We start from the raw sequence: 13898 nt of genomic DNA, 5'->3' as shown, positions 1-13898 counted from the left end.
TTACAATGGCGGATATAATTAATAAAAATAAAGAATTTTTAATGGAAGATATCTCTTTTAAAAAAACTAGAAATATAGTGATAATTTTAAATCGAGAAGTAACAAAAACAATAAAGTTTAGAGAAGTTAAGTATTTAAAAATAATAGGGATTGATGTATTTACTGGTAAAGTTATTAGAATTATAGATACTAATGGAGCTAAGTTTGGATTGCATACTTATAATGAAAAAATTTCAAAAATAAGCATAAATACAGTAATACAAGCTAGTTTTAACAATTATAATAGCGATAAATATTTGAACTTGCTAAGAATTACTAGTGATTTTAGAAAGCTTGGTGAAAGTAATATAGGTAAACTTTATAAAAAATATAATTATATTATTGAAAATTATGAAGTAAAACATATTTATAATTTTGTAAAAAGCTTTAACGATATAAAAGAATTTAACAATGTAAATCGAAATAAAGAATATAATACTGTAGTTAGATTTAATGGTTCAAAGGTTAAAGAATACCAAGGGAAAATAGGAACAAAATATCAGTTAAAGATGATAGATAAATTTATAGATATCTGTGATCATGATTATAATATAAGAAATAAAAAAGAAAAGTATTTTAAGGGATTAGCTTTGATATCGATTACAACTAAACCGGACAAAAGTAAGAGAATTTTTAAAATTGAAAAACTAATCAGTGGTAGGTTCTTAGATAATGAAGAATATAAGTTAGAAAAGGAAAAGAAAGAAAAAAGAAACAATATGCAAGAAGAGCATAACCTAGAATTAGCTATGAGATGGGAAAAAGAAATGAGAGAACAAGAAAAGTTTTATGATGAAGAGTTGTATTATGAAGAAATATGTCTTGAAGATTATAACGAAGAAGAATTTTATTGGGGTTTTTCAGATATAGATGATTCTTATTTTGAAAATTTAGTAGAAGAATATAAAACCGATTATCAAGATGAGATTAGAAAATGATTTCATTAAATTAGAGAGGAATGATAAATTTGATAAAAAGTAAGAAGTATTTTACAGATAAAGAACAGTGGCTTAAGTCTAAAGAATATAATGTAATAAATGTTTATGATGAAAATTTTGCTATAGATTTTTCAATGTCAACTATAAAAGAAAAGATTGATAAAAATTTAGAAGTACAAGAACCAAAATTTGTTGATATTCCTAATTTTAATTAGTGAATTGAAGTATTTCTAATGATTTTTCTAAATAAAAGAATAATTATATAAAAGCACAGATAAATATTTTGGTTATCTATCATAAATAATTTATAGAAAGTAGGAAGTAAAATGAAAAAGATAGATTTTAATGAAATAAAGCCTAATAGAGTGTACAGATTTATAATGAAAATAGGAGCTGAATTTATAGGTACTATTGTTGGAATAGATGATTCAAGTATATATATAGATACAGAATATAGATTAAGTAATAAAGCTATTATTGAAGTTATATCAAGAGGGGATATTATTGATGGAGAAATATACTTATTAGATGAGATACCAATGATTAAAGATTATACTATCATAGATGAAAAAGACAAAGAGTATGTAATAGAAGCATTTCAAGAACTTGAAGGGGAGGGATATAATCCATTTGAACCATATAAATTAGATCATATAGTACAAGGATACGTATATAAACTTTTAATAAAAGATAAATGGGTAAAAGGAAAGGTATTATCTGTTTTAAAAAATACAAATGATGATACTATAGAGGTTACAATAGACTTAGATTATAATAACTTGGATAGATGCTCTTTTTACACAACTAAAATAAGCCAAATTAAAAAAGTTGAATTACAAGATGAAATTCCAATTTATAAGGATATTACTTTTGATGTATTTATTAAATCATCAATAGGATAATAAGTTATATTATATATAAATAATCACAAGCCATTTCTTTTTAGAGATGGCTTGTGTTTATTTGGTAAAGGGGATAATTTTAAGGTTAATAATTAAGAAAAGGTAAGAAGAAGAATAAAATAGTAAAAGCATGTCCACAATTAAGATATAAATAATAAGGAGTGGGTATATTTATGGAATTAGTAATTAACTCAAGGGGAGCACATATTAGCAAAGTTGATGAGCGATTTCAAGTTACAATAGATGGAGTTAAACAAGAATTTTCAAGTAAAAAGGTAGAAAAAATATTAATAACAACATCTGCTCTTGTAACAACAGATGCATTAAAGTTAGCAATAGAAAATAATATTGATGTTGTTTTTTTGGAGTATAGTGGAAAACCTTTTGCTAGGGTATGGCATTCAAAGTTAGGTAGTATAACTACAATTAGAAGACATCAATTAAAATTAAATGAAATATCTATGGGAACAGAGTTTGTTAAAGAATGGATAGACCAAAAAATAAGTAATCAAATAAATCATTTAAATAAACTTAAGTTAAATAGAAGTGAAGAAAAGGTTGAGTTGATAGATGAAGCTATTAAAGATATGGAAGAACACAAGTGTGCTTTATCCGTGTTAAACAATGTGCCGATAGATATTATAAGGGGAACAATGGAGGGACATGAGGGTTACTGTGCTAGAAGGTATTTTAGTACTTTAGGAGAGCTGATACCTGAGAAGTATAAATTTAAGGGTAGAAGTAAAAATCCAGCTAGTGATCAATTTAATTGTATGCTTAATTATGCTTATGGGGTACTTTATTCTAGGGTAGAAAGTTCATGTATAATTGCAGGATTAGATCCGTATATAGGAATAATGCATACTGATAATTACAATAGAACAGCTCTGGTTTTTGATCTCATAGAAATGTATAGAGGGTATATGGATGAGGTTGTTTTTAGTTTGTTTTCTAAGAGGAAAATAAAGCAGGACATGTTTGATAAGATAGAAGGTGGAGGATATTGGCTAAATAAGTTAGGTAAACAGACATTAATCGAGGCGGTAAATAATAGATTTGAAGAAAAAATTAAATATAAAGGTAGAGTTATAAGGCTTAATAATGTAATTCAATATGATTGTCATAACATTGCTAATAAAATTTTAAATGAGGTGATGTGATGCTTTATTGGGTAATGTATGATATTTCAGAGAATAGAGCTAGAAATACAGCAGTTAAAGCGTGTAAGAATAAAGGATTATATAGGGTTCAAAAGAGTATTTTTTTAGGAGAGCTTAATAAAAATCAAAAAGATGAGCTTAAGATTATCATGGAAAGATTAGTGGATGATGGCACAGATTCTATATATATTTTTCCAACTAGTAAAGATTATATCTATGATACAGATATAATTGGCAATGGTTTTGATAGGGAGTTGATTAGCAATGAAATTGTATCAAAATTCCTTTAGTGAATTTGAGGAGTATGTAACACCTTCAGATATAATAGAATTTCTATATTGTCCTAGATTTATATACTTTATGAAGAACTTAGCAATAAGACAATATGAAGAAAATAGATTTAAGGTACAAATAGGAAGAGAGAAACATTTAGATAAGAAATCACAAAATGTGAATCAAGTTAGGAAAAGAATAGGTGGAGTAAGCAAGGAACAGGAGAAATATATAGTATCTAAAAGATATGGAATAAAAGGGATAGTAGATGAAATATATCTGTTAAATGATGGAACCTATGCACCATTAGATTATAAATTTGCAGAGTACAAAGATAAAGATTTTGAAACTTATAAAACTCAGATGGCTATGTATGGGTTAGTTATTGAAGAGTTATATAAAGTTAAGGTAAATAAATTGTTTTTAGTATATTTAAGAAGTAAAAATTTACTTAAAGAGATTGACTTTGATGATAAGTTGAAAAAGAAATCTATTAAGTATATTAATGATTATAAAAAGGTTGTAGATGGATATTATCCAAAAGCTACTTCAAGTAAAGCTAGATGCATTGACTGTTGTTATAGAAATATATGCGAAAAATAAAAAAGGGAGATTTAATCTCCCTTTAACCTTGTTTTAATGGATTCTAATAAGAAATAGACATTACATTTCAAAACTTATTTTACTGTATTTATTAATATTTAACAATTACATGATAAAATATACATATAAAATATATTAATCATAAGATATAGATATTACTAAAGTATAAAATTAATAAAAATGAAGATAATAAGAATAACATTTAATTTAGGAGGTGAAAGAATGATAAATGCAATAAGAGATATAGGAGCATACTTAAGAGAAAATAATGGAATAACAGAAGTTGATATTGTAAGAAGTTTAGTTAATAAAATTGAAGGGGATACAGTAAAGGAAATTCTTTATATAGATATTAAGGATAATGGTGAAATAGAGACACAAAGTGAAGAATTTTATGGAGATATAACTACTAAAGCACTTTTTTATCAAGCGGGAAATGATGCTCAGGGTGGAGCTTTAAGAGCAGATTTTTATAAAGAGGATTCTAAAGAAATAGAAAAGTTTGATAAAAAAATAAAAACTACATTAGCTTATTGCGGCATTGAAAACAATTACAACCAGGTTAAAGACATAATTTATCAAAAGATAAGTAATCAACATAAAAATTTTATAGTAGTAATATTATTAAATGGAAAATATCCTTATGAATTATTTAAAGATAAATTTTTAGATAAGATGTATGCTACTAGATTTAAAGCTATAAGTGGAAAGCATATATGCCATTTTTGTGGAGAAAAAAAAACAGGTTTTTAATACTACAACTTATAAATTTTACACCAATGATAAGGATGTATATGGTTCTGTAGATGAAAAAGATAAATTTGGAGTAACTATGTGTAAAAGCTGCTTAAATGATATTTTGATAGGTAAAGAGTATGTTGAAGATAAATTAACTACTTATTGGATTGATAAAAGTGTAATGTTTTTACCACATAATTTTAATGAACAAACAGAAGCGATATATGAGAATAGCACAATTGTTAGCGAAGATAAAAAGAATTTTATATCTAATATATATAATGATGAAGAAATAGTCTTGGAATTATTAGGTGAAGGAAATACTGAGACAGATATAATTTTCTTTGAAAAGGAAGGAAATAAGACATTTTATATACAACATACAATAAAGAGTATGCTACCATCAAGATTTGGTGAACTATCTGTACTACTTACTGAATATGGTATTAAATTATATAATATTATAAACTATTCCACTGCTATAAAGGTGGGATTAAAAGGAATTGAGACTACTAATAAAGAGAAACTAAGAATGGTAGATGCTATATTTTTAGGAAAAAGTATTAATAGAAACACTTTTTTTACTAGAGCTATGATGGTGCATAAATATGAATTTATAAACGGTAAAAATAAATTTACTATTAGCAATATAGGTAAGGTTTATAATTTCTTAGTTGATGCAGGGTGTATAGAGGGAGGATTTAAAGTTATGACTCAATATGGTGATTATAAAGAATTGTTTATGGATAATCTAAGTTATTTTAATAGTAATGAAAAAAAATCTTGGTTTTTAATTGGTATGGCATATAATTTTGTTAATTATATGATAAAAAAAGGAAACTCAAATGAAGAAGGAAAGATTGCAGATAGAAGTTCACTAGATAAAAATTTCTTCTTTGCAAGAAAATTTAACTTTAAAGATTTTATATATTTTAGTAATTTGTTAAGTGATAAAATGATTAAATATAAAATTTCATCTGCATGGCTTAAAGATATTCTTACAGAATCTAAAGAGCTAATGGCTAATCCTAGTGGTAAGCTAAGTTCAGATGAAGCTAAATATATATTCTTTTGGGGAATGGATAGCTACTTTAAAAAAGTTCAAGAGAATGTCCTTGATTTAGAAAATGATAAAAATGAAGAAATACAAGAAAATAGGGAGGAAATATAAAATGACGAATACAAGAGAATTTTTGTTATTTACTGATTGTACTATGGCAAATCCTAATGGTGATATGATAAATGAAAATAGACCTAGATATGATGAGAGTACAGGAAAATTAGAAATGTCTGATGTTAGGATAAAAAGATATTTTAGAGAAGAAGCAGATAATAGAGGATTAAAAGTATTTGTTAGAGCAACTAAAGATGATAAAGATAAGTATTTAGATTGCAAAGGAGTAGCAAATAAAATAATATTAGATAATTTCGTAAAGGATGAAACGGATAAAAAGAAAGTAAAAGAGTTAACTGAAAAAGGTAAAGTAGAGTTGGAATCATTATTAAAATCAGATTATATAGATGTTAAATTATTTGGAGCTGTTGTTACAGAACCTAAATTTAACATAACTGGACCGCTTCAAGTTATGTGGAGCAAAAGTATACATGAGGCTGAAATAAAATTTGCCCAAGGCACAGCTTCATTTACATCAGGTGAAGGTAAAGTTCAAGGAACAATATGGTCTAAATACTATACACCATATGCTTTGTTTAAAACATATATGGTATATAATGACCAATGTGCGAAAAGACAAGATATAAATGTAACTGATGAAGAATTAGAAAACTTTAAGGATATGTTATTATCTGGTATTAGAAACTATAAAAGTACATCTAAAAATCAAATGCCTAGAGTATTAGTTGAAGTAATATATAATAAAAATTATATAGACGGTGAGCTTGATTATGTAGATGTAAAATATGATAAAGAAGATTTGGCATTAAGAGGAATAGATGAGTTTACTTTTGACTTTATAAACTTAAAAAGATTTGTAGATTTGCATAAAGATGTTGTTGAAAAAGTAAATATATATCTTCATCCTAAGGTACAAGTAGATAACATATCTGAAGAATTTAATGTGGTATACATGTAGAAAGCTTAGAGGTGTATATAATGAAGGCTTTAAGTTTTAGAGCGTCTGGAGATTTTGCAAGGTTTAGGTGCCCCTATACAACAACTTCTGCTTTAACCTACACTGTTATGCATCCTATAGCGATAAAAGGCCTTATAGGTGCATTAATGGGAATAGATTATAAAGATTTATATGAGTATACTAAGGAAATGAAGATAGGAATTGAAGTATTAAAACCTATAAAAAAAGATACTCAAAGTTTTAATTTAGTTCCACAAATTAAAAATAATGGTTCACCCACATTTCCGTCAAGAATAGAGTTTTTAAGGGATGTAGGTTATAGAATTTATGTTATGGACTCTGAGGAAAAATTAAAGGAAATAAAGAAGATATTAATAAATAGAAGTTATATATTTACTCCTTATTTGGGAGCTAGTGAACATATAGCAAAGTTAAATTTTGAAAGTATAGAAGAAGTAACTAAGGTATCAGAAGATGTAGGATTAACTAATTGTGTAATACCTAAAGATCAAATTATATTGGAGGATAATCAAGAGGTGCAACTTTGCCTTGATAGAATTCCAATAAAGAATGAAAAAAATAGAGAATACATTAAATATGAAAAAGTAGGATTTGCACCAGGAGGAAGTATGGTTGCACAATTAAAAAGTGTTTTAAAGGTGGGAGAATCTAATGTGTACTTCTTTTAAGTTAAAATCACATATATTTGATAACAGTAAAGGTGATCAACTTTTAGTTGACCACCTAACTGGTGTTGCAGAAATAGCTTTGAATACTACAAAATATAATGGTGTTATAAATAATGAGCTAGAAGAAGTTATAAAAACCATAGGATTATGTCATGATTTTGGAAAGGCAAGTTCATATTTTCAAGAGTATTTGCAAGGTAGATATCATGGTGAGCTGAAGCAACATGGAGAGATATCAGCTTATTTTACTTATTATATGTTACCTGCTTCTTGGAAGATTTTAGGATTTATATGTGTTAAGAGACATCATGGGAACATAGATATTGATAATAGTTTTTTTAACACTGATAATGAGAAAAATTTAAAAGATATAAGTGAAGATATTAGAAAAAATATAGATGAGTTACAATCAATATATAATAAGAATCTAGGAGATTTCTTTGATAAGATGAAGGATGGAAGCCTTATCAAAGAAGTAAAACTAAGTTATATAAAAAGAGCATTAGTTGTTAAAAAGAAATCTATAAAAGAGCAAGAAGAAGAATTTATGTGGCTTCAATATTTATGGTCATTATTACTTACAGGAGATAAAACTCAGCTAATTACAGGAAATACATTTAAAAATAAGGGAATATTAACTGATGAGTTTACTGGAAATTATAAAAATAAATTGAGAAAAGATTTAATAAATAAAGTTCCTGATATAGAAAAATCACCATTATTTAGTATTAGAGATGATATATATAATAACACTATAGATTCAATAAGTAATATAGATTTAGATAAGGATAGGATAATGTCTATTAATGTGCCAACAGGTACAGGTAAAACCATATCTGTTTATGGTGCAGCATTTAGATTAAGTGAAAGATTGATAGACGAGAAGAAGATAATACCTAATATAATTTATAATATTCCTTTTATGAGTGTTATAGACCAAAACTATGATGTATTAGAAGAAATAATAAACTTGAGTAAAATGGATGTAACTAGTGATTTAATACTAAAACATCATTCTATGTCACCAATAGAATATAAGGACAGCGAAGAGAAAGAATATAGAAATTATGATGCAAGGTTTTTGGTTGATAACTGGCAGAGTACAGTGATAACCACAACATTTGTTCAATTATTTAATACTATGTTTAAGTCAGGGTTGAATTCAATAATGCATAGATTTCATAAGCTTGCAGGATCAATAATAATACTTGATGAGGTTCAAGCCATACCACCTAAGTATTATCATATAATTGAAGACTTATTTAATATTTTATGTGATAAATTTAATTGTTACGTTATAACGGTAACAGCAACTAAGCCTTTATTTTTACAAGGTAAAGAATTAGTTAAGGATAATGATGTTATATTTAGTAAAATGAATAGAATAGTATTTGAAAATCATACTGAAAATATGTTGAATTTAGATGATTTTAAAGAAATAGTAGTTAAGGATATTGAGGAGAATAAAAATAAAAGTTTTCTTATAATATTAAACACTGTAAAATCAACTTTAGGAGTATTTGGTTTTTTAAAAGAAGAATTAAGTGGGACTAGAAAAGTTATATATTTAAGTACAGAAATTATTCCAGCAGTAAGATTAAAGATAATAAAAGAAATCAAAAATAGTAAAGAAAAATATGTATTAGTATCAACACAGTTAATTGAAGCAGGGGTAGATTTAGATTTTGATATTGTGTACAGAGATATAGCTCCAATGGATTGTATAAATCAATCGGCTGGCAGGGCTAATAGAAATGGGGTTAATGGTAAAGGAATAGTTAAGATTTATAGGTTAATAGGTGAAAGTGGAAAAACATTTGCTTCATATGTTTATGCTGGACCGTTATTAGAAGCTACGTTGAAAATACTAGATGATAGAGAAAAATTTGAAGAGAATGAATTATGGGAAATTAATAATAAATATTTTTCTAAGTTAAGAGAAGTTACTAAGAATAAAAGTTTGCAGGATTATAAAGAGTACTGTGAAGAAATAAAAGCTTTAAGGCTACAAAACATTAGAAAATTAGAGTTGATAGAAGAAAATAAGAATAAAATAGATGTAATTATTAGATATAATAGTGAATCGGAAGATTGCATAAAAATAATTGAGAACAGTGAAAATTATGAAGAACAGGAAGTTGTCAATGCTTGGAGGATACTAAATAAATATAGAATAGCTGTAAATAAAAATGATGTTATAGATATGGTACATGAGATAAAGGGGAGCAATTTTTTAAACAAAGAAGATTATGATAAGGATAGAGGAATAATAAGAAGAAATACTACTTGTATTTAAGGAGGAAAATTATTGAGATTAGAAGTTTGTAAGGTAATGTTTGATGATATAAAATTAACTCCAAGACATGGGGAAAAGATAAGAGGATATTTAGGGAATAAATATAGTGAAAATAATCTTCTACATAATCATGAAGAAGATAAATTTATATATAGATATCCAATGGTACAGTATAAGGTGTTATCAAAAATTCCAATTATTATAGGAATTAAGGAAGGAGCAAATACTGTAGCTAAGATAGGGGTTAATGATGATGAATTAGTACTTGATGGTATTAAATACGATACATTTCAAAAGGAAATAATTAAGAAAGAATTTGAATTTGGTTGTGAAGATGATTATATTGAATATAAATTTTTAACTCCTTGGATATCTTTAAGTCAAAAAAATATTGAAGCTTATAGAGAGGGAAATAAAATAGAGCAGGAAGAAATATTAAAGAAAATTCTAATAGGAAATATTATTTCTATGGCAAAGGGAATAGGCTACACTGTGGATAAAAGAATTACCTGTTGGGTTAATTTAAAAGAAAAAGAAGTTAAGTTAAAAGGTATTAAGCATATAGCATTTACAGGAGATTTTAAAGTGAACTTCAATATTCCAAACTATTTTGGCATTGGTAAATCTGTATCAAGAGGATTTGGAACCATAGAGAAAGTATAAAATATATTTGAATTTTAAGAAGTAGACAAGTGGTAAGTTTTATAACGTTGATAAATCAATAGGTTTTAGGGTATACTAAGTATGTAATGTGGACAGAAATAAGCATCTTTTAGATTAAAAAAGTATACTTAATGAAATTTTTAAACTTGTCTTTAAACTGCTATAAAGGGCACTAATTCAATAGAATTTAAGAAAATGCCGCCATAGAGGCTAATCCATTAAAACAAGGATTGAAACTATTGTCGTCGCCTGTGGCTGTCATTTGTATGAGTTGCCATAGAGGCTAATCCATTAAAACAAGGATTGAAACAAGTACTCGTCGGGTCCTACTTCCCTAAATTCTGTGCCATAGAGGCTAATCCATTAAAACAAGGATTGAAACCGGTCGGGCGTCGCTGTTACTCCTATGACCCTAGCGCCATAGAGGCTAATCCATTAAAACAAGGATTGAAACTAGTATTAAATCCTCTACAGCCAGGATGCACAGTTCGCCATAGAGGCTAATCCATTAAAACAAGGATTGAAACATTTCTGCTAGATTTAATTCACCATCCCTATAAGCTGCCATAGAGGCTAATCCATTAAAACAAGGATTGAAACTTTCTTTTAGCTTGTATGCTATCACGTACCACCTTCGCCATAGAGGCTAATCCATTAAAACAAGGATTGAAACAGTCCTAAGTAAGCTATTGCCATGCCGTCGCCCCCTGCCATAGAGGCTAATCCATTAAAACAAGGATTGAAACTGTGTTCTTTTGCTTACGTCTGCTATTGCTAGGTCGAGCCATAGAGGCTAATCCATTAAAACAAGGATTGAAACTTATTCTCTATTTGAGATATAAGATTTCTAGTTATTGCCATAGAGGCTAATCCATTAAAACAAGGATTGAAACTTAAGGTATCCCCTGGTAGCTGTAGTAGCTTTCCGCCATAGAGGCTAATCCATTAAAACAAGGATTGAAACATATCCTTTACCACTTCCATATCTATTCCTCCATACTGCCATAGAGGCTAATCCATTAAAACAAGGATTGAAACAATAAGTCCATATTTACCTCCTTAATCGACCTCTCCGCCATAGAGGCTAATCCATTAAAACAAGGATTGAAACTTGTCATTTGTTTTACATCATAACCTTTATTCTCTGCCATAGAGGCTAATCCATTAAAACAAGGATTGAAACACTTCCTCCCAAGTCATTTCTCTATCCTCCTAAATCGCCATAGAGGCTAATCCATTAAAACAAGGATTGAAACACTACATACTGGACACCATCTGCCTTTCTTAATGTTGCCATAGAGGCTAATCCATTAAAACAAGGATTGAAACTAGTAAAGAAAATATTAAAGAAGGTTATTTGATAAGCCATAGAGGCTAATCCATTAAAACAAGGATTGAAACCATATGATGACGAGAGATACCTACTTCATGGAACAAGCCATAGAGGCTAATCCATTAAAACAAGGATTGAAACAAATTCTAATAAAAGTAAGGGGTTGGAAAAATGGTAAGCCATAGAGGCTAATCCATTAAAACAAGGATTGAAACATAGTAGACAGTGTAGCTGTAAATATAGGCGACAGAGCCATAGAGGCTAATCCATTAAAACAAGGATTGAAACGTAAGGGACGGCGCGGCTGTATACGCAGACCAAGAAGCCATAGAGGCTAATCCATTAAAACAAGGATTGAAACGTTCTGCATTGCTAGGTATTTCTTCCGCGGGTAGTGCCATAGAGGCTAATCCATTAAAACAAGGATTGAAACAAGAGAAGTAATTATTTTGGAGGAATTATTATGAAAGTGGCCATAGAGGCTAATCCATTAAAACAAGGATTGAAACGATTCAATAGCATGTAGAGTATATGATTATATAACCGGCCATAGAGGCTAATCCATTAAAACAAGGATTGAAACAATAATACATAGAAACTGTGTAGTCTGCATGTAACTGCCATAGAGGCTAATCCATTAAAACAAGGATTGAAACAATAACTCACAAGAAAACTCGTCTATCCCAGAAGCGCCATAGAGGCTAATCCATTAAAACAAGGATTGAAACATTACCTCCCTTTTTCACTCATATCTTATTATTAAATGCCATAGAGGCTAATCCATTAAAACAAGGATTGAAACTTGGTATTTCTACACTTCCACTTAGTATTATAGATTGCCATAGAAGTTAATCCATTAAAACAAGGATTGAAACCCTAATTCGTACGAAGGTCAAAGTGTTTCTGTTGGGCCATAGAGGTTAATCCATTAAAACAAGGATTGAAACGTCCTAATGTCATATTTATATAGGACCTCGTCAATGCCATAGAGGTTAATCCATTAAAACAAGGATTGAAACATGAAACAAAGGAAGTTGATGTAATTAGTCACCCAGGCCATAGAGGTTAATCCATTAAAACAAGGATTGAAACAGATGAATTGCAAGTGAGTATAGATTATGAAGAAAGCCATAGAGGTTAATCCATTAAAACAAGGATTGAAACTTGATTTCATTACTCGATATGATACGGATGAATTAAGCCATAGAGGTTAATCCATTAAAACAAGGATTGAAACAGGGAAAAAGTAAGAGTCTTGAACTATATGAACCAAGCCATAGAGGTTAATCCATTAAAACAAGGATTGAAACTTACTCCTAAATCCGTTAATGCATTTTTAGCAGTGCCATAGAGGTTAATCCATTAAAACAAGGATTGAAACGCGCGAAGTTAATAGAGAACGTAGCCCAGGCTTACGCCATAGAGGTTAATCCATTAAAACAAGGATTGAAACGCAGACAACGCGCACTATGATGGTTCGTTCTTAGTGCCATAGAGGTTAATCCATTAAAACAAGGATTGAAACAATACATTTCATGTTCAAATTAATCTTATGTTTAAGACATAGGATTATTCCATTAAAATAAGGATTGAAAATTTTATGAAACCACGTTTTTATCATAGTGCATTTTAATATTTTAGCTAATACGAATGTAGCCTTAAAGAGTTGGACATACTATTAGTGTAAAAATAAAAACTTTAAACATCTATTCTATAAGGAGATGATAGCATGGAATTAATGATAATAGGTGCAGTTATGTATGTAGTAGCAAGAGGTGTTGAAATATTATTAAACATGATTTAATCTCAATAGTAAGAGCAATAAAAAATAAGCCAATGACACTAAAGCGTCATTGGCTTACCTTTATTTATTCTTTATAACATGCTGTTTTATATCTTCAACATCTTTTTTTACGTCTTCCATTATGCTTAATTTATCTGTTATTTTTGATATTATCTCCTGATAGTTCTTTTCTCTCTCTTCTTGCTTTTCATCTCTTTTTTCTTGAGCTTTTAATATATAGAATATTAGAAATATGCTGAGCACTGCCCATATTCCCTGAGACATTGCTATTTTCAATATTTCACCTTCCATTAATTTCAACACCCCCCCATAGTTATAGTTAGGATAATACTTAAACTTTTACTCATGCTTAAAATATCCCTTATTA

At 28.4% G+C, this 13898-nt stretch carries 11 protein-coding genes, 1 pseudogene and 1 CRISPR repeat array; of the genes and pseudogenes, 11 read left to right on the top strand and 1 reads right to left on the bottom strand.

Translation table 11 applies throughout. The annotated features are described in order from the left end of the window. The first annotated feature begins 5 nt into the window (after window positions 1-5). The 11 genes and pseudogenes from IO99_RS05035 to IO99_RS04980 all read left to right on the top strand — a co-directional run bounded on the left by IO99_RS05035 (window position 6) and on the right by IO99_RS04980 (window position 10394). Window positions 6-977 (top strand): hypothetical protein, encoded by a 972-nt coding sequence (locus IO99_RS05035; RefSeq protein WP_035131007.1) that lies wholly within the window; start codon window positions 6-8, stop codon window positions 975-977. A 20-nt stretch (window positions 978-997) separates the two neighbouring features. Beyond that, complete coding sequence (locus tag IO99_RS05030; RefSeq protein WP_156964290.1) at window positions 998-1192, top strand: hypothetical protein; 195 nt, start codon at window positions 998-1000, stop codon at window positions 1190-1192. Between the two features lie 111 nt (window positions 1193-1303). Then, complete coding sequence (locus tag IO99_RS05025) at window positions 1304-1879, top strand: hypothetical protein (RefSeq protein ID WP_035131003.1); 576 nt, start codon at window positions 1304-1306, stop codon at window positions 1877-1879. 173 nt (window positions 1880-2052) lie between these two features. Next, window positions 2053-3039, top strand: a complete 987-nt coding sequence (gene cas1, locus IO99_RS05020) for a CRISPR-associated endonuclease Cas1 (RefSeq protein ID WP_035131001.1) — start codon at window positions 2053-2055, stop codon at window positions 3037-3039. Further along, window positions 3039-3329 carry a CRISPR-associated endonuclease Cas2 gene (cas2, locus tag IO99_RS05015; RefSeq protein WP_035130999.1) on the top strand — a complete coding sequence of 97 codons (291 nt, stop codon included), beginning with the start codon at window positions 3039-3041 and terminating at the stop codon, window positions 3327-3329. Before cas1 ends, cas2 begins: the two co-directional genes overlap by 1 nt. Next, window positions 3304-3915, top strand: coding sequence for a CRISPR-associated protein Cas4 (cas4, locus tag IO99_RS05010; protein ID WP_035130997.1), 612 nt, complete (start codon window positions 3304-3306; stop codon window positions 3913-3915). Before cas2 ends, cas4 begins: the two co-directional genes overlap by 26 nt. A gap of 180 nt (window positions 3916-4095) precedes the next feature. Beyond that, a pseudogene (locus IO99_RS05000) lies at window positions 4096-5824 on the top strand (TIGR02556 family CRISPR-associated protein). Between the two features lies 1 nt (window position 5825). Continuing rightward, window positions 5826-6746, top strand: a complete 921-nt coding sequence (gene cas7b / locus IO99_RS04995) for a type I-B CRISPR-associated protein Cas7/Csh2 (RefSeq protein ID WP_035130981.1) — start codon at window positions 5826-5828, stop codon at window positions 6744-6746. Between the two features lie 20 nt (window positions 6747-6766). After that, window positions 6767-7435 (top strand): type I-B CRISPR-associated protein Cas5b, encoded by a 669-nt coding sequence (gene cas5b, locus IO99_RS04990; protein ID WP_035130979.1) that lies wholly within the window; start codon window positions 6767-6769, stop codon window positions 7433-7435. Beyond that, window positions 7419-9731, top strand: coding sequence for a CRISPR-associated helicase/endonuclease Cas3 (locus IO99_RS04985; protein ID WP_035130977.1), 2313 nt, complete (start codon window positions 7419-7421; stop codon window positions 9729-9731). The genes cas5b and IO99_RS04985 overlap by 17 nt, the downstream gene beginning before the upstream one ends. Window positions 9732-9743: 12 nt before the next feature. Further along, entirely contained in the window at window positions 9744-10394 is a 651-nt protein-coding gene (locus IO99_RS04980) for a CRISPR-associated endonuclease Cas6 (RefSeq protein ID WP_051823932.1), read from the top strand. Window positions 10395-10594: 200 nt separating this feature from the next. Beyond that, a CRISPR array of direct repeats spans window positions 10595-13252; the repeat unit is 37 nt; unit sequence GCCATAGAGGCTAATCCATTAAAACAAGGATTGAAAC. 339 nt (window positions 13253-13591) lie between these two features. Here the strand turns inward: IO99_RS04980 and IO99_RS04975 are convergent. Then, entirely contained in the window at window positions 13592-13822 is a 231-nt protein-coding gene (locus IO99_RS04975; protein ID WP_035130974.1) for a BhlA/UviB family holin-like peptide, read from the bottom strand. Between the last annotated feature and the right edge of the window lie 76 nt (window positions 13823-13898).

Origin of the sequence: Clostridium sulfidigenes (assembly GCF_000732635.1) — a bacterium.
Taxonomy (GTDB): Bacteria; Bacillota; Clostridia; order Clostridiales; family Clostridiaceae; genus Clostridium_J; species Clostridium_J sulfidigenes.
The sequence above is the reverse complement of the archived record's forward strand: the minus strand, read 5'-3'. Positions and strand labels throughout refer to the sequence as shown.